The organism is Achromobacter deleyi (assembly GCF_013116765.2).
GTDB classification, from domain to species: Bacteria; Pseudomonadota; Gammaproteobacteria; order Burkholderiales; family Burkholderiaceae_B; genus Achromobacter; species Achromobacter deleyi_A.
Map to the genome: position 1 here is coordinate 2875857 of NZ_CP074375.1, position 22398 is coordinate 2898254.

Annotated in this window: 20 protein-coding genes; 14 read left to right on the plus strand and 6 right to left on the minus strand. The window is 65.5% G+C overall.

What is annotated here, in order from left to right; all coding sequences use genetic code 11:
* Positions 1-183: 183 nt before the first annotated feature.
* Positions 184-1173, minus strand: a complete 990-nt coding sequence (locus tag HLG70_RS12850) for a quinone oxidoreductase family protein (RefSeq protein ID WP_171664017.1) — start codon at positions 1171-1173, stop codon at positions 184-186.
* A 51-nt stretch (positions 1174-1224) separates the two neighbouring features.
* Positions 1225-2205 carry a DMT family transporter gene (locus HLG70_RS12855; protein WP_171664016.1) on the minus strand — a complete coding sequence of 327 codons (981 nt, stop codon included), beginning with the start codon at positions 2203-2205 and terminating at the stop codon, positions 1225-1227.
* A gap of 72 nt (positions 2206-2277) precedes the next feature.
* On the opposite strand from HLG70_RS12855, the gene HLG70_RS12860 reads away from it, so the two are divergent.
* The 5 genes from HLG70_RS12860 to HLG70_RS12880 all read left to right on the plus strand — a co-directional run bounded on the left by HLG70_RS12860 (position 2278) and on the right by HLG70_RS12880 (position 8068).
* Positions 2278-3174 carry a DMT family transporter gene (locus HLG70_RS12860; protein WP_171664015.1) on the plus strand — a complete coding sequence of 299 codons (897 nt, stop codon included), beginning with the start codon at positions 2278-2280 and terminating at the stop codon, positions 3172-3174.
* Between the two features lie 31 nt (positions 3175-3205).
* Positions 3206-3721, plus strand: coding sequence for a MarR family winged helix-turn-helix transcriptional regulator (locus HLG70_RS12865; RefSeq protein WP_171664014.1), 516 nt, complete (start codon positions 3206-3208; stop codon positions 3719-3721).
* Between the two features lie 105 nt (positions 3722-3826).
* The gene (locus tag HLG70_RS12870) at positions 3827-5242 is read left to right on the plus strand and encodes an efflux transporter outer membrane subunit (protein WP_171664013.1); all 1416 of its coding nucleotides are present in this window, start codon (positions 3827-3829) and stop codon (positions 5240-5242) included.
* 22 nt (positions 5243-5264) lie between these two features.
* Positions 5265-6458 carry an efflux RND transporter periplasmic adaptor subunit gene (locus HLG70_RS12875; protein ID WP_171664012.1) on the plus strand — a complete coding sequence of 398 codons (1194 nt, stop codon included), beginning with the start codon at positions 5265-5267 and terminating at the stop codon, positions 6456-6458.
* On the plus strand, positions 6455-8068 hold the full coding sequence (locus tag HLG70_RS12880; RefSeq protein ID WP_171664011.1) for a DHA2 family efflux MFS transporter permease subunit: 1614 nt from the start codon (positions 6455-6457) through the stop codon (positions 8066-8068). The genes HLG70_RS12875 and HLG70_RS12880 overlap by 4 nt, the downstream gene beginning before the upstream one ends.
* A 71-nt stretch (positions 8069-8139) precedes the next feature.
* On the opposite strand, the gene HLG70_RS12885 is transcribed toward HLG70_RS12880, so the two are convergent.
* The 3 genes from HLG70_RS12885 to HLG70_RS12895 form a co-directional block, all read right to left on the minus strand.
* On the minus strand, positions 8140-9099 hold the full coding sequence (locus HLG70_RS12885; RefSeq protein WP_171664010.1) for a hypothetical protein: 960 nt from the start codon (positions 9097-9099) through the stop codon (positions 8140-8142).
* Between the two features lie 35 nt (positions 9100-9134).
* On the minus strand, positions 9135-10202 hold the full coding sequence (locus HLG70_RS12890) for a tartrate dehydrogenase (RefSeq protein ID WP_171664009.1): 1068 nt from the start codon (positions 10200-10202) through the stop codon (positions 9135-9137).
* A 122-nt stretch (positions 10203-10324) separates the two neighbouring features.
* Positions 10325-11845, minus strand: coding sequence for a helicase HerA-like C-terminal domain-containing protein (locus tag HLG70_RS12895; RefSeq protein ID WP_171664008.1), 1521 nt, complete (start codon positions 11843-11845; stop codon positions 10325-10327).
* 162 nt (positions 11846-12007) lie between these two features.
* Here HLG70_RS12895 and HLG70_RS12900 point away from each other — a divergent pair, with 162 nt between their 5' ends.
* From HLG70_RS12900 to HLG70_RS12930, 7 genes are all read left to right on the plus strand, one after another.
* Positions 12008-12739 (plus strand): YebC/PmpR family DNA-binding transcriptional regulator, encoded by a 732-nt coding sequence (locus HLG70_RS12900; protein WP_171664007.1) that lies wholly within the window; start codon positions 12008-12010, stop codon positions 12737-12739.
* A 124-nt stretch (positions 12740-12863) separates the two neighbouring features.
* Positions 12864-14171 carry a phosphoribosylamine--glycine ligase gene (gene purD, locus HLG70_RS12905; RefSeq protein WP_171664006.1) on the plus strand — a complete coding sequence of 436 codons (1308 nt, stop codon included), beginning with the start codon at positions 12864-12866 and terminating at the stop codon, positions 14169-14171.
* A gap of 12 nt (positions 14172-14183) precedes the next feature.
* Entirely contained in the window at positions 14184-15095 is a 912-nt protein-coding gene (gene hemF, locus HLG70_RS12910; protein WP_171664005.1) for an oxygen-dependent coproporphyrinogen oxidase, read from the plus strand.
* On the plus strand, positions 15092-15679 hold the full coding sequence (gene nadD / locus HLG70_RS12915; RefSeq protein WP_171664004.1) for a nicotinate (nicotinamide) nucleotide adenylyltransferase: 588 nt from the start codon (positions 15092-15094) through the stop codon (positions 15677-15679). The genes hemF and nadD overlap by 4 nt, the downstream gene beginning before the upstream one ends.
* Positions 15680-15752: 73 nt before the next feature.
* Entirely contained in the window at positions 15753-16157 is a 405-nt protein-coding gene (gene rsfS, locus HLG70_RS12920) for a ribosome silencing factor (RefSeq protein ID WP_171664003.1), read from the plus strand.
* A 7-nt stretch (positions 16158-16164) separates the two neighbouring features.
* A complete protein-coding gene (gene rlmH / locus HLG70_RS12925; RefSeq protein WP_171664002.1) occupies positions 16165-16635 on the plus strand; it encodes a 23S rRNA (pseudouridine(1915)-N(3))-methyltransferase RlmH in 471 nt (156 codons plus the stop codon).
* Between the two features lie 34 nt (positions 16636-16669).
* A complete protein-coding gene (locus HLG70_RS12930) occupies positions 16670-17296 on the plus strand; it encodes a Maf family protein (RefSeq protein ID WP_171664001.1) in 627 nt (208 codons plus the stop codon).
* Positions 17297-17370: 74 nt separating this feature from the next.
* Here the strand turns inward: HLG70_RS12930 and HLG70_RS12935 are convergent, their stop codons facing one another.
* Positions 17371-18714: a dicarboxylate/amino acid:cation symporter gene (locus HLG70_RS12935; protein WP_171664000.1), complete on the minus strand. Its 1344-nt coding sequence runs from the start codon at positions 18712-18714 to the stop codon at positions 17371-17373.
* 295 nt (positions 18715-19009) lie between these two features.
* On the opposite strand from HLG70_RS12935, the gene HLG70_RS29640 reads away from it, so the two are divergent.
* Positions 19010-20968, plus strand: coding sequence for a sensor histidine kinase (locus tag HLG70_RS29640; protein WP_171663999.1), 1959 nt, complete (start codon positions 19010-19012; stop codon positions 20966-20968).
* Positions 20952-22379 carry a sigma-54-dependent transcriptional regulator gene (locus HLG70_RS12945; protein WP_234103085.1) on the plus strand — a complete coding sequence of 476 codons (1428 nt, stop codon included), beginning with the start codon at positions 20952-20954 and terminating at the stop codon, positions 22377-22379. Before HLG70_RS29640 ends, HLG70_RS12945 begins: the two co-directional genes overlap by 17 nt.
* Positions 22380-22398 lie beyond the last annotated feature (19 nt).

Here is a 22398-nt window from a genome sequence, read left to right on the forward strand (position 1 = left end):
CTCCAACGAAAGGGTCGGAGCCAGAATAGCAACGGCATCTGCGGCTGGCTTGTCGGGCCGTGCATGGCGATTTGTCATTCTGCGCACGGTGCCCGCAAAAAAAAGCCCGGCACGACGCGGACGACGCGCGCGTGCCGGGCCCGGCGCGGCCCGCTTGCGAGCCGGACGGCGCCGGGGGGCCTATCAGTCCAGCATCAGCACCGTGGCGCCGGTGGTCTTGCGCGAGGCCAGCGCGGTCTGCGCTTCACCCGCCTGCTCCAGCGGATAGCGCTGATCAATGCGAACCTTGATCTTCTTTTTCAGGACAAGGTCGAACAGCTCTTCGGAAGCGGCCTGCAGCTTTTCCAGCGTGTTCACGTGGACGCCCAGCGACGGGCGCGTGACGTACAGGCTGCCCTTCTGGTTCAGCGTGGCCAGGTTGACGCCTGCCACCGGACCGGACGCATTGCCGAAGCTGACCATCAGGCCGCGCGGCTCGATGCAGTCCAGCGACGTTTCCCAGGTGTCCTTGCCCACGCCGTCATATACCACCGGGACTTTCTTGCCGCCGGTCAGTTCCAGCACGCGCTCGGCCACGTTTTCACGCGAGTAATCGATGGTTTCCCATGCGCCGTTGGCGCGGGCCAGCTCGGCCTTTTCGGGGCTGGAGACCGTGCCGATCAGCTTCACGCCCAGGGCCTTGGCCCATTGGCATGCGATCAGGCCCACGCCACCGGCGGCGGCGTGGAACAGAATGGTCTCGCCGCCTTGCAGGCGATAGGTCTGGCGGAACAGGTATTGCACCGTCAAGCCCTTGAGCATCAACGCGGCGGCCTCGTCAAAACCGATGCCCTTGGGCACCTTGACGACCTGGGCGGCAGGCACGTTGCGCGCCTTGGCGTAGGCGCCAATGGGGCTCTGGCCATAGGCGACGCGGTCGCCCTTCTTCAGGTGCTTGACGTCGGCGCCCACGGCGGTCACCACGCCGGCGCCTTCGAAGCCCAGGCCGTGCGGCAGCGGATGCGGATACAAGCCCGTGCGGAAATAGATATCGATGAAATTCAGACCGGCGGCGTGCTGCTCGATCGTGACTTCGTTGGCGGCGGGCGGAGGAACTTCCACCTCAACCAGCTTCAAAACTTCAGGACCACCGTGCTGCTCGATACGAATTGCCTTGACGAGATTGCTGGCCATGCTGGCCTCCTTTCATTGGAAATAACGCGAATTAACCCAGAAACCCAGACTTCAACGCGGGGGTTGCGCATCGCCTTGCAAGACGGGCGCCTTCCCGCTGGCGCCGCCCCCCATCAATGCGAACACCCCCGCCAGCACCAATGCGGTTCCCGCCATCTGCCATATCGTGATGGGCTCGTTCAGGAACCATGACGCCAGGAACAGCACCGACACCGGCCCCACCATGCCCAGCAGCGACGCGGTCGGCGCGCCGATCAGCGACACCGCCCACATCAGCATGAACACCGGCACCACCGTATTAAGAGTGGCGTGAATGATGGAATAGCCATAGACCGCGGCGGGCTGGATCAGCATCGACGCGGGATGCACCAGGAAGAACTGGATGATGCAGGCCACGCACGACACCAGCATGGCGTAGGCCACCAGACGCGTCGGACCGACCCGCTTGATCAGTTCCCCGGAACAAATCAGGTACACAGAATAGCTTGCCGCGGATCCGAAAACGAACAAAGACCCTAACAGCACCTCGCCGCCCCCGCCAAAGGACAAGTCGTGGGCGAACACCAGCACCACGCCGGCATACGACAGCACCATGGCCATCCATTGCCGGCGTTCGATCGGCCGCTTGAACCAGAGCGCCGACAGCAGCACGACCAGCGACGGCGACAGGAACAGGATCAGCCGTTCCAGGCTGGCGGTGATGTAGCGCAATCCCAGGAAGTCCAGGAAGCTGGACAGGTAATAGCCCAACAAGCCCAGGACGCAGACCTGCACGCGTTCCTTGGTCGTCATGACGACGATCTCGCCGCGCGCCGCGCGGCGCGACTGGTGCCAGGCCACCACCGCGAAGAAGGGCATGGCGAACAGCATGCGGAAGGCAATCAGCGTGACCGCGTCGATGCCGTAGCGGTAGGTGAACTTGACGACGATGGCCTTGGCTGAGAAGAGGACCGCGCCAAGCACCGCCATGGCGATTCCGGCGGCGCGGCCGGAAGGCAGCGGGACCGGCGTAAGCTTGGCAATACGATTCATGCGATGATTTTAAGTTCAGCGCAAAAATAATTGCACGCTTCTCCCACGCTTTTTGGCCCTTACCCTCCCCGCATGACTCGACACCGCGCCCTCACCTATATCCATATTGCCGCCGTGCTGTTCGGCCTGACCGGCGTTTTCGGTGAGTTGATCCAGGCCAGCGCCGCCGTCATCACCATGGGACGGGCACTGTTCGCCGTCGTCTCGCTGGCGATCTTTGCCCGCATGCGCCGCAAGCCGCTGCTGGGCGCCCTGACGCCCGCGCAACTGTTCGTGCTGGTGATTGCCGGCGCATTGCTGGCGGCGCATTGGGTCACCTTCTTCATTTCCGTGAAGGTGGGCGGCATCGCCATCGCGACGCTGGGCTTTGCCAGCTTTCCGGCCTTCATCACGCTGTTCGAAGGCCTGATCTTTCGCGAGCGCGTCCGGACTGCGGAATGGCTGCTGCTCGGGCTCGTGACTGCCGGCCTGGTGCTGGTCACGCCCTCGTTCGACCTGGCCGACCAGGGCACGATCGGCCTGGCCTGGGGCCTGCTGTCCGGCCTGAGCTTTGCGCTCCTGGCCTTGAGCAACCGCCGTTCGGCCTCCGGCATGGACCCGATGCAGGTGGCATGCTGGCAGAACCTGGTGGTGGCGCTGGTGATGGTGCCCTTCGCGATCGGCCAGTTGCCTGCCTTGCCCGCCGTGGACTGGTTCTGGCTGGCGCTGCTGGGCGTCTTCTGCACCGGGCTGTCCCACTATCTCTTCGTGTCCAGCCTGACCCGGCTGAATGCGCGCAGCGCTGGGTTGGTGATCGCGCTGGAGCCGGTCTACGCCATCGCCTTCGCCTGGGCGCTGTTCAGCCAGCAGCCGACCTCCCGCATGATGGCCGGCGCGGCCCTGATCGTGGCCGCGATTGTCTGGTCCGGCCTGCGCAAGCAGGCGCCTGCGGCCGCCGAGCCGGACCCGGCCGCGAAGATACAGCCTTGACAATAACTGACTAGGCAGTAAAATTCGGCACATGAATGCCGCGCCTCCCCTGCCTACGCCCGAAACGCCTGATACCCCCGTCCACTATCGCAACGACACCCGTTGCATGGCGGAAGACAACGCCGGCTACCTGATCAAGCTGGCCTACCACTCCCTCACCCGGATGCTGGACCAGGAAATGGCCCCCCTGGATCTCACCGCCATGCAATGGCGCCCCCTGGCCATGGTCTTTCTGGGGCGCGCCGATACGCCCGCCGAACTGGCGCGGCTCAACGCCATGGACACCGGCGCCATGACCCGCGCGCTGGACCGCCTGGAAGCCAAAGGGCTGCTGCGCCGCAACCGCAGCCAGGAAGACCGCCGCGTGGTCAAGATTGAACTGACCGAACTGGGCGAGGCCAAGGCCCGCGAAATTCCCGCAAACATCGCACGCTCGCTCAATCACCATCTGCGCGGTTTTTCCACCGACGAAGTCACCCAGCTCATGCATTTCCTGCGCCGGATGATCGCCAACGGTTCCGCGGCAGGCGCCCCATCCGAACGCTGACCGCGCTTGCCCGCAGGCCCCCACCCCGAAAGCCGGGGTTTTATTTGGCATAATAGTTGCCTAGGCAAATACAGATTAATCAATTACTTTCAGCAAACAGTCAGGATGAAACGCCTTCTTTCTACCGTATTGGTGCTGGCCCTGGGCGGTTGCGCATTGATGGATTCCGAGCCCCAGCCCCTGGCAGCGCTGGATGCGGCCAAGCTGGGACTGACCGGCCAGGCCGCCGAGTGGCCCGCCACGCAATGGTGGGAGCGCTACGGCGACCCGCAACTCAACGCACTGATGGTTGAAGCGCTGGCAAACAGCCCGTCGATGAGCGCCGCGCAAGCCCGCCTGGCCAAGGCCAATGCCGCCGTCAGCACCGCGCGCGCGCCGTTGCTGCCGCGCGTGGACGCGGACTATTCGCTGACTCGCGAGCATCTGTCCAAGGATTACATCTACCCCGCGCCCCTGGGCGGTTCCGTCGTCAGCGACAACCGGCTGGCGCTGGACTTCAGCTATGAGCTGGATTTCTGGGGCAAGAACCGCTCGCGCCTGCAATCCGCCGTGTCGCAGCAGGAAGCCGCCGCCGCGGACGAGCAAGCGGCGCGCAACATGCTGGCCAGCGCCACCGTGCGCGCCTACCTGAACCTGCAGAATGCCTTTTCCCAGCGCGACGTGCTGAACCGCGTGCTGGCGCAGCGAGCCGAGGTGCTGGCGCTGACGCAGGGCCGTTATTCAGCCGGGCTGGACACCCAGGTCGAGGTCAAGCAGGCGGAATCGTCGCTTGCCGCCGGCAAGGTGGAATTGACCCAGACCGAGACCACGCTGGCGCAATTGCGCAACCAGGTCGCCGCACTTGCTGGCGCGGGACCGCAGCGCGGGCAAGCGCTGACCCCGGTGGCGCTGACCGCGCCCGCCGGCTCCGTACCCGCCAGCGTCCCGCTGGATCTGCTGGGGCACCGCCCCGACGTCACTGCCGCCCGCTGGCGCGCCGAGGCCGCGCGGCATGCCATCGACAGCGCCAAAGCCGAGTTCTATCCCAACGTGAACCTGGCCGCGTTCGTGGGCTTCCAGGCCATGGGCACCGGCAACCTGCTGGGCGCCGACGCCCGCATGGCCGGTTTCGGCCCCGCGGTCACGCTGCCCATCTTCCACGGCGGCGAACTCAACGCCAATCTCGCGGGCCGCCGCGCCGAGGCGGACCTCGCGGTGTCGGACTACAACCAGACCGTGCTGGACGCCGCGCATCAGGTCGCCGACGCGCTCGACGGCCTGCGTCTGCTCGACCAGGAAAAGGCCCAGCAACGGCAGGCGCGCGAAGCCATCGAGGCGGCTTACGACCTGGCCGTCAAACGCTACAAGGCCGGCATGGGCAACTACATCACCGTGCTGATCGCGCAAACCGGCGTGCTGACCCAGGCACGTCTGGACACCGACCTGCGCATCCGCGCCTATCAGCTCGACGCCAATCTGGCCACGGCCCTGGGCGGCGGTTACGCCCCCCGCGCCGAGTCCGCCCCGAACCCCATTCATTGAACGATCCCCGGATTCAGACGTCATGAACGCTGCCACTCCCTCTACCCACCCCGCACGTAAACGCCTGCTGCTCACGGCATCCGGGGTATTCATTGTCATTGCGATCGCCTACGGCATCTGGTGGGCGCTGTTCGGCGCCCATTTTGAAAGCACGGACGACGCCTATGTGCACGGCAATCTGGTGCAGATCACGCCCCAGGTCCCCGGCACCGTCGTGGCCATCGAAGCCGACGACACCGAGACCGTCACCGCCGGCCAGCCGCTGGTCCGCCTGGACCCGGCCGACACCGACGTGGCCCTGCAGCAGGCCGAGGCCAAGCTGGCGCAAATGGTGCGCCAGGTGCGGACCTACTACGTGCAGAATGATGCGCTGGCCGCCGATGTCGACCTGCGCAACGCCGACATCCTGCGCGCGCAGGCCGAGCTGACCCGCGCGCAAAGCGACGTGAATCGCCGCCAGCAGCTGGCCAAGTCCGGCGGAGTCAGCGGCGAAGAAATCCTGCACGCCGAAGCCGCCCTGAAGTCCGCCCAATCCGGCCTGGCGCAAGCAAAGGCTGCCCTGGCCGCCTCGCGTGCCAAGCTGGCGACCAACCAGGCGTTGACGCAAGGCACCACGGTCGCCGAGCACCCCGACGTGCGCCAGGCGGCAGCGGGCCTGCGCAACGCATGGCTCGCGCAGTCGCGCACCGTGCTGCCCGCGCCCGTGGGCGGCGTCATCGCGCGCCGCAGCGTGCAGGTAGGCCAGCGCGTGGCTCCCGGCGCCGCACTGATGACCGTGGTTCCGCTGGATCAGGTCTGGGTCGAAGCCAACTTCAAGGAAGGCCAGTTGCGCAAGATGCGCATTGGCCAGCCGGTCACGATGGTGGCCGATCTGTACGGCAGCTCGGTGACCTACCACGGCTCCATCGCAGGCCTGGATGCCGGCACGGGCAGCGCCTTCGCGCTGCTGCCGGCCCAGAACGCCACCGGCAACTGGATCAAGGTCGTGCAGCGCGTGCCCGTGCGCATCGCACTGGACCCAGAAGACCTGAAGAAGCACCCGCTGCGCGTGGGCCTCTCCATGGATGTGGAAGTCGACGTGGGCAAGCAGGAAGGCGAGCCCCTGACTCAGGCAACCCGCAAGGAACCGGCCTGGTCGACGCGCGCCTTCGAACCCGCTCACGATGAAGTCGACACCATGATCAGCAAGATCATCGAAGCCAACCTCGCATCATGAGCACGTCCGCCCAGCCCGCGGGCGCAGGCGCGCCCGCCGAAGCCGCCCGCCCGCCGGGCACTTATCCGCCGCTGGAAGGCGCCACCCGCATCATCGGGTCCATCGCGCTGTCCACGGCCGTGTTCATGAACGTGCTGGACACCTCGATCGCGAACGTGTCCATCCCCACCATTTCCGGCGACCTGGGCGTGAGCTCCAGCCAGGGCACGTGGGTCATCACCTCATTCGCCGTGGCCAACGCCATCACGGTGCCGCTCACCGGCTGGCTTACGCAACGCTTCGGGCAGGTGCGCCTGTTCCTGATCTCCACCTTGCTGTTCGTGCTGGCGTCCTGGCTCTGCGGCTTCTCGCCATCCCTGGAGGCGCTGATCGCGTTTCGCGTGCTGCAAGGCGCGGTGGCCGGCCCCATGATCCCGCTGTCGCAGACCCTGATGCTGGCCAGCTTTCCGAAGTCCAAGGCAGGCATGGCGCTGGCGGTCTGGTCCATGACCACACTGGTGGCGCCAGTCGCGGGGCCGTTGCTGGGCGGCTGGATCTCGGACAACTACACGTGGCCGTGGATCTTCTACATCAACGTGCCGGTCGGCCTGCTGGCCGCCTGGATCAGCTGGCGCATCTACGGCAAGCGCGAATCCATGACGCGCAAGCTGCCCATCGACAAGCTCGGCCTGGTGCTGCTCGTGGTCTGGGTGGGCGCCTTGCAGATCATGCTGGACAAGGGCAAGGAGCTGGACTGGTTCGCCAGCCCCACCATCATTGCCCTGGCGGCAACCGCTTTCGTGGCGTTCGTCTTCTTCCTGATCTGGGAACTGACCGATGCCCACCCCGTGGTCGACCTGCGCCTGTTCAAGATCCGCAATTTCACGGTCGGTGCGCTGACACTGGCGGTGGCCTATGGCGTGTTCTTCGGCAACGTCGTGCTGCTGCCGCTGTGGCTGCAAAGCAATATGGGCTATACCGCGACCTACGCGGGACTGGTGACCGCCCCCGTCGGCCTGCTGGCCATCCTGCTGACGCCCATCGTGGGCAAGATGCTGGCTACGCGCGACCCGCGGCAGATCGTGACGGTGGCGTTCCTGATCTTCGCGCTGGTGTGCTTCATGCGTTCGGGCTTCAACACCCAGACGGATGTGCGCACGCTGATGCTACCCACCATCATCCAGGGTGCGGCCATGGCGGCGTTCTTCGTGCCGCTGACGTCCATCACGCTGTCCAGCATCGAGCCATGGCGCATTCCGGCGGCCTCAGGCCTGTCGAACTTCCTGCGGCTGACGGCGGGCGCGTTCGGCACGTCGATCGCCACGACGCTGTGGGAAAACCGCGCCACCATGCACCACGCGCAGCTGACCGAGATCGCCAAGCCCGGGCAGCAGGCGTTCGACCAGACCATGGGCGCCTTGCAGAACGGGTTGGGCGTGTCGCACCAACAGGCCCTGACCATGGTGGACGGGCTGATCAACGCCCAGGCTTTCACCATGTCCGCGGTGGACGTGTTCTACGCCTCGGCGATCATCTTCCTCATGCTGACCGGTCTGGTCTGGTTCGCGCGGCCCCGTTCCACCAAGGCGGCAGGCGGCGGCGCGGCGGAAGCGGCGGCCGGCGCGCACTGACACATTCCGCGCAGCAATAAAAAAGGCGCCGTCTCACCGACGGCGCCCTTTTTTTTTGCGCATTCAACGCCTCAGTCCTTCAGCAGGGTCTGCCAGTCCTTGCGTTCGATGATGTCGGCGGACAGCGCGCTGATCGGCGACAGATTGAACACGGACACTCCCCGCGCTCGCCAGAGCGTAGACGCGAACTTGAACGAAGGCTCGATCAGGCGGGTGAAATTGCGCCCAAGCCGGCTGGTCTGCGGACGCCCGCCCTCGTCATAAAAGCGCAGGCCGCTTCGCACCGTCAGATCCAGGCCGTGGAGATACACCTGGCGCGCCCCGCTGGACACCAGCACCTGCATGGCGGCATAGGCCACCGTGTCGGCATCGAACACGCCCAGCGAGGCGTCGAAGCTGTAGCCCAGGCCCTGCTTGGCATCCAGCAGCTGCACGTCGGGCGTTGTCGCGGCGATGCGCTTGAGCACGGCCGGCGCCACGCTGCGCTGATACGCGCGCCGGGATATCAGCTCGATGATGCAGATGCGGCAGCGGATGAGCTCCTGCGGGATGCCCTGCATGATGTAGCGCAGCACCTCGGGGAACACATACAGGGTCAAATCGCGCGCCACGATCTCGCGCACCAGATCGATGCGGTCGCGGACGAAATTCTGGTCGATGATGCAGTAGTACTTGAACTGCAGATCGAACTTGCGTGTCAGCGCGATAGCGCCATTGACACCCATCGCCACGCCGATATTCAGCCGGTCATAGGGAATCTGAGCGACGGATGGGCCGCTCAGGATCAAATGGACCGATTCATCGGCCGGATCGTAACCCTGCGCCAGGGGCGTGATCGGGAGCGAACGGCCAAAGGCACGATACCCGCAGATGGCGCCCTCCCTGTCCCTCCAGATCCGCACGAAAGGCCAAAGGTGCTGATTGTGCCTTTGGGTGCGTGAACGCAGCACGCGAAACAGCTTGCGCACGAAGCGATCGGCCCTTCCGCCGCCCACATGGTCGGAAGGGGGAGAGAGAGTGGAGTCGTTCATCTACTGGCCAGGCAGGCCTTACCCGTCAAGTGCTCTTAACCGGCCGAAATCAGCGACGCGATTGCGTTGCCGACATCGACGGTGGAAGCGTTGCCCTTCATATCCCGCGTCCGCGGACCCTCCGCCAGTACGGTCTCGATCGCCTTCACGACAGCAGCCGAAGCCTCGGGATACCCCAAGAAATCAAGCATCAATGCGCCGCTCCAGATCTGCCCGATCGGGTTGGCGATGCCCTTGCCATAAATATCCGGCGCCGAGCCATGGACCGGCTCGAACAGCGACGGGAACTTGCGTTCCGGGTTCAGGTTCGCCGACGGCGCGATACCGATGGTGCCCGTGCATGCAGGTCCCAGGTCGGAAAGAATGTCGCCGAACAGGTTGGATGCCACCACCACGTCGAACCAGTCGGGATGCTGCACGAAATGCGCGCACAGGATATCGATGTGATATTTGTCCCAACGCACGTCCGGATAGTTCCCGGCCATCTCGGCCACGCGCTCATCCCACCAGGGCATCGAAATGGAGATGCCGTTGGATTTGGTCGCGGCGGTCAGGTGCTTGCCGCGCTTGCGGGCCAGCTCGAACGCGAACTTCAGCACGCGCTCGGCGCCAATGCGGGTGAACACGCTTTCCTGGATGACCACTTCGCGCTCGGTTCCCTCGAACAGGCGGCCGCCGCTGTTCGAATACTCACCTTCGGTGTTCTCGCGCACGATGAAGAAATCGATTTCGCCGGGCTTGCGGTCGGCCAGCGGCGAAGGCACGCCGGGCATCAGGCGAACCGGGCGCAAATTGATGTACTGGTCGAATTCGCGGCGGAACTTGAACAGCGAGCCCCACAGGGCCTCGTGGTCAGGCACCGTGGCGGGCCAGCCGATCGAACCAAAGAAAATCGCTTCATGCTGGCCGATCTGCGTCTTCCAGTCGTCCGGCATCATCTTGCCGTGCTTGGCGTAATAGTCGCAGCTCCAGTCGAAATGATCCCACTGGAATTCGATGCCGAAGCGCGTCGCCACTGCATCCAGCACCTTCAAACCTTCAGGCACGACCTCCTTGCCAATTCCGTCTCCCGGAAGCACTGCAATCTTGTGTTTCTTAGCCACCACTTTTTCCTTTGGTTCTCTATGTTCCACCGCCGGGAATCATAGGCATAAAAGATGGCAACGCAACACCCCCCGTTACAAAACGGTCGGAGCATAGACGCGCCGGTTACGACTGATGAGATTCAGCGACGGCCCTTCGATCCCAGCAATGATCCCAATATCCCGCGCGTGAGTTCACGCGCGATCGAACGGGCCGAGCTCTTGGCCATGGTCTGCACCACGCCGTCGCGCTTGCCGCCCCGCGGGCCGGTAGATCCGAACAGCACATCCTTCAGGCTGTCCATCAAACCGCCGCCAGACTCTTCGGCCTGCGCCTGCCCGGGTTGGGGCGTAGCCCCGGCGGTGCCCGCCTGGCCCGCCGGCACCGCTGCGCGACCCGCCAGGATTTCGTAGGCCGACTCCCGGTCGACGGCCTTTTCATATTTGGCCGCCAGCGAGCTGCCCTGGCGCAGGGCCTGCCGTTCGGAATCCGTCGCCGGGCCGATCCGGCTGGCGGGCGGCGTTATGAACGCGCGCTCGGTCGGCATCGGCCGGCCCTTGGCGTCAAGCAGCGACACCAGTGCCTCGCCCACGCCCAGTTCGGTGATGGCGGCCTCGATATCCAGCCCCGGGTTGGGGCGCATGGTCTGCGCAGCCGTCTTGACGGCCTTCTGGTCTCGTGGCGTAAAGGCGCGCAAGGCGTGCTGGACGCGGTTGCCCAACTGGCCCAGCACGGTATCGGGAATATCCAGGGGATTTTGCGTCACGAAATACACGCCCACGCCCTTGGACCGGACCAGGCGCACCACCTGCTCGATCTTGTTCAACAGCGCCGGCGGCGCGTCATTGAACAGCAGGTGGGCTTCGTCGAAGAAGAAAACCAGCTTGGGCTGGTCCATATCGCCCACTTCAGGCAGTTTTTCGTACAGGTCCGCCAGCAGCCAAAGGAGGAAGATGGCGTACAGGCGCGGCGCCTGCATCAGCTTGTCGGCGGCAAGCACGTTGACCATGCCCCGGCCCTGGGCGTCCGTACGCATCAGGTCGGCGACGTCCAGCATCGGCTCGCCGAAGAATTTCTCGGCGCCCTGCGACTCCAGCGCCAGCAGACCGCGCTGGATGGCGCCGACGCTGGCCGAAGACACATTGCCATAGCGCGTCTTCAGTTCGGCGGAGCGGTCGGCCACGTTCTGAAGCATTGCCCGCAAGTCCTTCAGGTCCAGCAGCAGCTGCCCCTCATCGTCCGCCACCTTGAAAACCAGGGTCAGGACGCCTTCCTGGGTGTCGTTCAATTCCAGGATGCGGGACAGCAGCAGCGGCCCCATGTCCGTGATGGTGGCCCGGACCGGCAGGCCCTGCTCGCCAAACACGTCCCACAGCGTGACCGGGCTGGCAGCCCAGGCGGGTTCGGACAGGCCCAGGCTCTTCAGGCGTTCCTGCAGCTTGGGGCTGGCCGTGCCGGCCTGGGAAATGCCGGTCAGGTCGCCTTTCACGTCCGCCATGAACACCGGCGTGCCGATACGGGAGAAGGATTCGGCCAGCACCTGCAGGGTGACGGTCTTGCCGGTGCCCGTCGCCCCGGTGATGCATCCGTGCCGGTTGGCCAGGGCCGGCAGCAGCGCCAACTCGGTCTGCGCATTCTTGGCGATGACAATGGGGTTGGGCATAGGTGGCTCTCCGGACCAGGCGAATCAAATGGATGTCCAAGTGTAGAGCCTGCCGCGCGCCTTGTGCGCGTGGCTATATGGACACAGGCGGGCCTGCCGCGGGCGCATGGGCCGTCGGCACGGTAAAATGCCGTCTTTGCAGACAATTTATCCTGGGAAGCCATGGCCGGACACAGCAAATGGGCCAATATTCAGCACCGCAAAGGGCGCCAAGACGCCAAGCGCGGAAAGCTCTGGACCAAGATCATTCGTGAAATCACCGTGGCGGCGCGCGCCGGCGGCCCCGACCCGGACAGCAACCCGCGCTTGCGCATGGCCTGGGACAAGGCGACCGACGCCAACATGCCCAAGGACAACATCCAGCGCGCCATCCAGCGCGGCGCGGGCGGCACCGATGGCGTCGCCTACGAGGAAGTCCGCTACGAAGGCTACGGCATCGGCGGCGCGGCGGTGATCGTCGACTGCATGACCGACAACCGTACCCGCACCGTGGCCGAAGTCCGCCACGCCTTTGCCAAGAACGGCGGCAACCTGGGCCAGGAAGGCTCGGTGGCCTTCATGTTCAAGCACTGCGGCCAATTCGTGTTCGCGCCCGGCACCCCGGAAGACAAGGTCATGGAAGCCGCCCTCGAGGCCGGCGCCGAAGACGTGACGACCGACGAGGAAGGCGTGATCGAAGTCGTATGCGCTCCGCCCGACTACGCCGCCGTGCGCCGCGCCTTCGACGACGCCGGCCTGAAGGCCGAAGTCGACGGCATCGTCATGAAGGCGCTGAACGAAACCGAGCTGGCCGGCGACGACGCCATCAAGATGCAAAAACTGCTCGACGCCCTGGAAAACCTGGACGACGTGCAGGAAGTCTATACAACCGTCATTTTCGACGAAGCGCAGTAAATCTCCCTTTCCTTGCGCGCAAACGGTGTAGTCCGCCTGCGCGCAAGGGTGTAATTCGGATCCGGGCCGTATCGGATCCGTTGCCTTCTCCACCTAGAGTGGCAACCATTCAGACTCACGCAACATGAAACTCCTGGTAATTGGCTCGGGCGGCCGCGAACATGCCCTCGCCTGGCGGTTGGCCCGCTCCCCGCGCGTACACAAGGTGTACGTCGCCCCGGGTAACGGCGGCACGCAACGGGCCGCGCAGATGGAGAACATCCCGCTCACCAATGCCGAGGAGCTGGCGGATTTCGTCCAGCGCGAGGGAATCGCCCTGACCGTCGTCGGCCCGGAAGCACCGCTGGCCTCCGGCGTCGTCGACGTGTTCCGTGCCCGCGGCCTGAAGATCTTCGGCCCCACCAAGGCCGCCGCGCAGCTTGAAAGCTCGAAGGACTACGCCAAGGCCTTCATGGTCCGGCACAACATCCCGACAGCGCGCTACGAGACCTTCACCGACCCGGCAAAGGCCCACGCCTATATTGACCAGGAAGGCGCCCCCATCGTCATCAAGGCCGACGGCCTGGCCGCCGGCAAGGGCGTCGTGGTCGCCGCCACCCTCGAAGAAGCGCACGCCGCGGTGGACGCGATGCTGGGCGACGGCTCCATGGGCGAAGCCGGCGCGCGTGTCGTCATCGAAGAATGCCTGGTGGGCGAAGAAGCCAGCTTCATCGTCATGTGCGATGGCCGCAACGTGCTGGCCCTGGCCACCAGCCAGGATCACAAGCGGCTGCAGGACGGCGACCGGGGTCCCAACACGGGCGGCATGGGCGCTTATTCGCCCGCGCCCATCGTTACCCCCGAATTGCACCACCGCATCATGCGCGAAATCATCCTGCCCACCGTGCAGGGCATGACGCGCGACGGCATTCCGTATACGGGTTTCCTGTACGCCGGCCTGATGATCGCCCCTGGCGATGATCCGGACCGCGAGATCAAGACCCTGGAATTCAACTGCCGCATGGGCGATCCCGAAACCCAGCCCATCATGATGCGCGTCAAGAGCGATCTGCTGGACGCCCTGGAGCACGCCGTGGACGGCACGCTCAACCAGGCCGACATCGTCTGGGACCGCCGCACCGCCCTGGGCGCCGTGCTGGCCGCGCACAACTATCCGAACGCGCCGCGCACGGGCGACGTCATCCGCGGCCTGCCCGCCGATGCCGAGGACTGCATGGTCTTTCACGCCGCCACCCAGCTCGACGGCGAAGAAACCAAGACCACCGGCGGCCGTGTGCTGTGCGTCACGGCGCTGGGTGACTCCGTCAAGATGGCCCGCGACCGCGTGTACGAAGCCATCGACCGCATCCACTTCGATGGCCGCCAGTACCGCAGCGACATCGGCTGGCGCGCGCTGAAGCCCTCGCAGCAGAAGCCCAAGTCCAACGCGTAACGGAAACCGCCAATGAACGCACTGCCCGTCTCCGCTGTCCGGGACTACCTGACCGGCCTGCAAGCCCGTATCGTCGGCGCACTGGAAGAGGCCGAAGGCGGCCCCTTCCGCGCCGATGAATGGGTGCGGCCCGAAGGCGGCGGCGGGCTGTCGCGCCTGCTGGAAGGCGGCGCGCTGTTCGAGCGGGCCGGCGTGCTGTTCAGCCACGTCCTGGGGTCGAAGCTGCCGCCCTCGGCCAGCGCGCACCGCCCGGAGCTGGCCGGCCGCTCATGGGAAGCCATGGGCGTGTCCATGGTGCTGCATCCGCGCAACCCTTATGTGCCCACCACGCACATGAACGTGCGCATGTTCGTCGCGGCCGCCCGGCCCGGCCATGACGAGGCCGACGTCTTCTGGTTCGGCGGCGGCATCGACCTGACCCCCTACTACCCGTTCGAGGAAGATGCCCGTCACTTCCACACGGTATGCCGCGACGCGCTGGCGGGCCATGGCGCCGACTACTATCCGCGCTACAAGCGCTGGTGCGACGAGTACTTCTTCCTGAAGCATCGCAACGAAACACGCGGCATCGGCGGCATCTTCTTCGACGACCTGAACGCGCCCGGCTTCGATGCATCGTTCGCCCTGACCCGCTCGGTCGGCGACGCCTTCCTGGCCAGCTACCTGCCGATCGTCGAGAAGCGCCGCGGCCTGGCCTACACGGAACGCGAACGCGATTTCCAGGCCTATCGCCGCGGCCGCTACGTCGAGTTCAACCTGGTCTTCGATCGCGGCACACTATTCGGGCTGCAATCCGGCGGACGCACCGAATCGATTCTGCTGTCCATGCCGCCGCTCGCGCAATGGCGCTATGACTGGCAGCCGCAGGCCGGTACGCCCGAAGCCGAATTGGCCGCCTACCTGACGCCGCGGGACTGGGTTTGAAGCGCATCGGACTTCTGGGCGGCAGTTTCGACCCCGTCCACGTCGCGCATATCGCGCTGGCGCAAAACGCCTTGCAGGCGCTTGCGCTGGCGGAGGTACAGCTCATCCCCGCCGCCAATCCCTGGCAGCGGGCCGCGCTGCACGCCTCGGGCGGACAGCGCCGCGACATGCTGCAACTGGCCGTCGCCGGGCATCCCGGCCTGGTCGTCAACCCCATCGAAATCCAACGCGGCGGCGCCACCTACACCATCGACACGCTGCGCGCCCTGCCCCAGGACGCGCGCTACGCCTGGTTGCTCGGCGCCGACCAGTTGGCCAACTTCTGCACCTGGCGGGATTGGCGGGAAATCGCCCGCCTGGTGGACCTGGCCGTCGCCACCCGCCCCGGCACGGCGCTCAACGCGCCGCCGGAGCTCGCTGAATGGTTGCGCGAGCAAGGCCGCGAGCTGCAGGAACTTCCTTTTCCCCCCATGCCGGTGTCGGCATCCGAGATCCGCCGGCGCCTGGCGCAGGGCGAATCCACCGACGGGCTGCTCGACGCGCCCGTGGCCGCGTATATTGCGGCGCACCATCTTTACCGATAAACCCCACCCGCCGGGCGCTGAAAGCGCTACCGGGCCAGCATCCGCTGTCCTTGCGCGGGTTATATTTGCAGCTATGGATATACAGAAACTCCAACGCGCCGTCATCGATGCCCTCGAAGACGTCAAGGCGCAAGACATCAAGGTCTTCAATACCACGCATCTGACGAGCCTGTTCGATCGCGTCGTGATTGCAAGCGCCACCTCCAACCGCCAGACCCGCGCCCTCGCTTCCAGCGTTGCGGACCGCGGCCGCTCGCTATCTCTCACCGGCATCACGATCGAAGGTGAAGATACGGGCGAATGGGTTGTCGTCGACCTGGGCGACGTCGTCGTGCACGTCATGCAGCCCGCCATCCGCCAGTACTACAACCTGGAAGAAATCTGGGGCGGCAAGCCGGTGCGCGTGAAGCTCCTGCCCGAATCCTCCCGGCCCGCTCCGATCGCCAGCGACGGCGCCTACGACGACTCCGAGCACTGAGCACGTCGTGAAGCTGATCGTCGTGGCCGTGGGCACGCGGATGCCGGACTGGGTGCAAACCGCCTGGGACGACTATGCCAAGCGCCTGCCGGCCGATTGCGCGCTGGAACTGCGCGAGATCAAGCCCGAGCCCCGCACTACGGGCAAGACGCCTGCCCAGATGATGGCAGCCGAAGCCAAGCGCATCGAAGCCGCCCTGCCTGCTGGCGCGCTACGCCTGGCGCTGGACGAGCGGGGCCGCGACCTCACCACCATGGCGTTGTCGCAGAAGCTGGAACAATGGCGGGCGGGCGGCCAGGATGTCGCCTTCCTCGTCGGCGGCCCCGATGGCCTGGATCCTGAACTGAAGGCTTCGGCAAGCGGCCAGTTGCGGCTGTCGTCGCTGACATTGCCCCACCCCATGGTGCGCGTGGTGCTGGCAGAGCAGCTCTACCGGGCCTGGGCCATCATGACCAATCACCCCTACCACCGCGCCTGACCCCCGGCCGGGTCGGCGCCTACCCTGGCTCCGCATGACCGACACAGCCGTTATCCCTGTTCCTCCCGCGCGTCTCTATCTCGCCTCGGCCAGCCCGCGGCGGCGCGAATTGCTGACGCAGATCGGCCTGGCGCACGAAGTCCTGCTCGTGCCCGCCCCGCCGGGCGAGGACGAACCGCAGCACGCCGGTGAAAGCGCCGCCGACTACGTGCGGCGTACGGCAAGGGACAAGGCCTTGCGCGGGCGCGACTGGCTGCGCGCGCAAGACCTGGCTCGCCTGCCCTTGCTGGCCGCCGACACCACCGTCATCCTGGCGAGCGACGTCCTGGGCAAGCCCGCCGACCGCGACGACGCCATGCGCATCCTGCGCGCCCTCTCCGGCTCTGCGCATGAAGTGCATACCGCCGTCGCCGTATGGACGGGCGATCGGCTGCTGGAAGACGTCTCCATCACGGAAGTCCGCATGCGCGCCCTGAGCGCTGAAGAAATCGCGCGCTACTGCGACAGCGGCGAACCCTACGGCAAGGCCGGCGCCTACGGCATTCAGGGTCTGGCCGGCACTTTCATCTCGCATATCGCCGGCAGCTATACGGGCGTGATGGGCCTGCCCCTGTTTGAAACGGCCAACCTGCTGCGGGCGGCGGGCATCCAGGTGCCCTGAGCCCCGGGCCCTTCCCAATACGAAAAATCCCCCGAGGCCCTGCGGCCCCGGGGGATTTTTTTAAGCGATGCCGATCAGCTTTGCCGAGCCGGCTCGCTCAACTTGACCTGGGGCTGCGCGGCGGCGGCCGGCGCCCCGGCGCCGTCCAGCGCGGCGTGCAGTTGCTCCTGGTCCAGCTCGCCTTCCCAGCGCGCCACGACAACTGTGGCGGTCGCATTGCCGACCAGATTGGTCAGTGCGCGGCATTCCGACATGAAGCGGTCCACCCCCAGGATCAAAGCCATCCCGGCGACGGGCACCGAGGGCACCACGGACAGCGTCGCGGCCAGCGTGATGAAGCCCGCGCCCGTCACGCCCGCGGCCCCCTTGGAACTGAGCATCGCCACCAGCAGCAGCAGCACCTGATCGCCGAGCGACAAGGGGATGTCGCAGGCCTGCGCGATGAACAGCGCCGCCATCGTCATATAGATGTTGGTGCCGTCCAGGTTGAACGAGTAGCCGGTGGGCACCACCAGGCCGACAACGGACTTCGAACACCCGGCTCGCTCCATCTTTTGCATCAGCGTGGGCAAAGCGGCTTCGGAGGAGCTCGTGCCCAGCACCAGCAGCAGTTCCTCACGAATGTAGCGGACCAGCTTCAGAATCGAAAACCCGTTGTAGCGGGCAACCAGGCCCAGCACCACGACCACGAACAGCACGGACGTCGCATAGAACGTGCCCACCAGCATCGCCAGGTTGACGACGGACTTGATGCCGTACTTGCCGATGGTGAACGCCATCGCCCCAAAGGCGCCAATGGGTGCGGCCTTCATCAGGATGGCGACCATCTTGAAGATCGGCTGCGCCAGTGCGGTCATGAACGAGAGAATGGGCTTGCCGCGCTCGCCAACCATGGCCAGCGAGATGCCGAACAACACCGCCACGAACAGCACCTGAAGAATGTCGCCACCCACGAACGGGCTGAAGATGGTCGTGGGAATCACGTTCATCAGGAAACCGGTGATGGTGGAGTCATGCGCCTTGGCGACATAGCCGGACACTGCCTTCTGGTCCAGCGTCTGCGGGTCGATATGCATGCCGGCGCCCGGCTGGACGATATGGCTGACGATCATGCCCACGATCAGCGCAAGCGTGGAGAAGACCAGGAAGTACAGCATGGCCTTGCCCGCCACGCGGCCAACCTTCTTCAGGTCGCTCATGCCGGCGATGCCGGTGGCCACGGTCAGGAAGATGACCGGCGCGATGATCATCTTCACCAGCTTGATGAAGGCGTCGCCCAACGGCTGCATCTGCTGGCCGAGTTCAGGCTTGAACGCGCCCAGGAGCACGCCCACCACGATGGCGAAAATCACCTGCACGTACAGGATTTGATAGAACTTGAGCTTGCGCGCAGGCGCGCCTTGATCCACGTCGATCATTGGGATTGTCCCCACCAAAGCCCCTTGCTCCGGGCGGATTGAGCGCGGCGGGCGACGGGGCGTTATCTGTTTTATGGCCGTGCGCTCCTGCTGCACGCCGATTTCACCGCACGGTCCATGCCGCGCAGCTTGCTGTTCTATATGCAAGAGCCATGCCAGGGCCTGCTCGCCCCAGCAGCCAGTCGCAAGCCATTGATCAGCAGGGTTTTTTTCAGATTCCAAGAGAACTTTCCGCCTCCCTTTTGGCGGAAATACGCACAAAAACCATATAAAATGTGCGAAAAACCGCACACCCATGACGCCGCCAGCCCCGCCCTCTTCGACTCCCCCGGACCATGCCGCCACGCCAGCCCGCCATTGGCCGTGGCCGTGGCGGGCGGCCGCAGCCCTGCTGGCCATCGGGATCGTGTACGGCATGCTGCATGTCGCCGCCCTGTGGGCCCGCGGCCGGGCCGTGGAAGAAGCCACCCTGCAGGCCCGCAGCACCGGGCAGATCAACGCCGCCCTGCTGCGCAACAACCTGGACAAGTTCAGGGCGCTGCCTTTCGTCCTGACCCAGGACGTCGATCTGCGCGCCGCGCTGCAGGACGTCAGCTCGGCGCAGATCGAATCGCTGGATGAGAAACTCGACGCACTGAGCCGCGGCGTCGGCGCTTCGGCCATTTACGTGCTGGATAAAAAGGGTCTCGCCATCGCCGCCAGCAATTGGCGGGAGCCCGCCACCTTCGTCGGCGTGGACTATCAATTCCGCCCCTACTTCCAGGGGTCCGTCACCCATGGCGCGGCGGAGCATTTTGCCCTGGGCACGGTGAGCCATGAAGCCGGGCTGTATCTGTCACGACGCGTGGATGACGCGCGCGGCGCCATGTTGGGCGTGGTGGTCCTGAAAGTGGATTTCCGGGATCTGGAAGCGGACTGGCGGCAATCCAATTCACCCATCTTCGTCACCGACGACCATGGCGTGGTGCTGCTGGGCAACATTCCCGATTGGCGCTTCCAGGTGTTGGCGCCGCTGCCTCCCGCGCTGGCGCAAACCCTGCGCACCAGCCTGCAATTTGGCGACGCCCGATTCCAGCCGCTACCCATCAGCCCGCCGCTGCAGCCCGTCAGCACCGGCCAGCTCGTGCGCGCGGACCAGCCGTTGCCGCAAGTCCCCGCGGGAGCCCCGCTCCTGCACACCACGCTCCCGGTGATCGAATCCCCAGGCTGGACCCTGCACCAGTTGTCGCCCGTGCAGGCGACCATGAACCAGGCGGCCGCCAACGCCCAGCTTGGCGCCCTGCTGGCGATGAGTGCGCTGGCCGCGCTGATCGGCACGGTGCTCTATCGCCGCCATCGCAATCGCGAACGCGCAATCCAGCAGGCAGCCATCCGTCAACAACTCGCGGCGCTGGTCGACCAGCGCACCGTCCAACTGCGTGAAGTGAACGAACATCTGCTGGATGAAATGGATGAGCGGCAGCGCGCCGAATCCCGGCTGCACACCATGCAGGATGAGCTGGTGCAGGCCAGCAAGCTGGCCCTGCTGGGCCAGGTCGCGGCCGGCGTAGCCCATGAGATCAACCAACCCGTGGCCGCCATACGGACTTATGCGGACAACGCCGCCGAGTTCCTGCGGCGCCAGGACAACGGTGCGGTCCAGGAGAACCTGGGCACGATCGCGACGCTTACCGAACGCATTGGGCACATCACCGGCGAGCTGCGCGCCTTTTCGCGCAAAGCCGGCGCGGCGGTCGGCCCCACCAGCCTCATGGAGGCGCTGGAAGGCGCGCTGCTGCTGGTCGGGCCGCGCGCGCGCCGCCAGGGAGTCGCCATGCAGCGCCCGCCCGCGAACCAGGATTGCCTGGTCCAGGCCAACCGCGTCCGGCTGGAACAGGTATTGGTCAATCTGTTGCAGAACGGGCTTGAAGCACTGGAAGGCTTGCCGGAAGGCCGGATCACCGTGGCGCTGCAAGACCTGGGCGCAACCGTGCAACTGCAGGTACATGACAACGGCCCCGGCCTGTCCGAAGACGCCCGGAGCCGCCTGTTTACGCCCTTTCATACCACCAAGCCGGACGGACTTGGACTGGGGCTGGTGATCAGCCGCGACATCGTCCTGGAATTCGGCGGAGAACTGCGCGCCGCGCATCCTGCCGACCCGGCCTATTCGTCCCCGCATGCGCCCGCCCGCGGCGCCCTGTTCATCCTGACCCTGCGCAAGGCGCCGGTCCGGGCCAACACCTCGAGCACTTTCCATGCCCCGCGCCACTGAATCCCACCCGCCTTCCACCGCAACGCACGATGACAGCGTACGCAGGCCCCTCGCGCCGCATGCAGTTTTCATCGACGATGACGACGAACTGCGCCGCGCCGCCATCCAGACACTCAAGCTCCATGGCATCTCGGTGGAAGCCCACGCCAGCGCGCGCGCGGCGCTGCCCATCCTGAACCGGGACTTTGACGGCGTGGTCGTGACCGACATCCGCATGCCGGACATGGACGGGCTGCAGCTCTTCCAGCGCCTGCGCGAGATCGATCCCGATATCCCCGTCATCCTCATCACAGGCCACGGCGACATCGCCACGGCCGTGCAGTGCATGCGGGACGGCGCCTATGATTTTCTTTCCAAACCCTATCCTGCCGACCGGCTGGTCGCGGCCATTTCCCATGCCGCCGAAAAGCGCCATCTGGTGCTGGAAAACCGGCGTCTGCGTGAAGCCGCGTTCGCCATCGAGGCGGATGAAGTTCCGTTCATCGGCGCCACGCCCGCCATGCAGCGCATCAAGCAGACCTTGCGCCACATTGCCGATGCCGATGTCGACGTGCTGGTGGAAGGAGAAACCGGCACGGGCAAGGAGGTCGTCGCCACCGCGCTGCATCGTCTCAGCCGCCGCAGGCATCGTGCGCTGGTCGCGATCAACTGCGGCGCCCTGCCCGAGAGCGTCATCGAAAGCGAACTTTTCGGCCATGAGGCCGGCGCTTTCACGGGTGCCCAGAAAAAACGTATCGGACGCATCGAGCACGCCAGCGGCGGCACGCTGTTCCTCGACGAAATCGAAAGCATGCCTCTGGCCGTGCAGGTGAAACTGCTGCGCGTACTTGAATCGCGCCAGATCACGCCTTTGGGCAGCAACGAAGTGCGCAATCTGGATCTGCGCGTGGTCGCGGCCACCAAGGAAGACCTGGGCAGTCCGGCGATACGCGCCAAGTTTCGCGAAGATCTGTTTTACCGCTTGAACGTGGTCACGATCCGCATTCCGCCACTACGAGAACGCCGGGAAGACATCCCGCTGCTGTTCGCGCACTACCTTGGGCATGCCTCCCGCCGTTTCCAGCGCGATATCCCGGAGATGCCAGCCTCGATCAAGCAGCATCTCATGACGCATGACTGGCCTGGCAACGTGCGCGAACTGGCCCATTTTGCCGAACGCCTCGTGTTGGGCGTACTCAACGCGCCCGCTCCGGATTCCATCCAGACCCAGGGCAGCGCGCAAAGCCTGCCCGAACGCATGGAACACTTTGAAGCCCAGCTCATTCGAGATGCGCTGGCGGCGCATCGGGGCGACATCAAAGCCACTCTCGAGGCCCTGGGCATTCCGCGCAAGACTTTCTACGACAAGCTGCAACGTCACGGCATCGATCGTCAGCAATACGTCGGTCTGCTCACACCGCCCTCCTTCTAGCGCTTCCCATGTGGCAGCA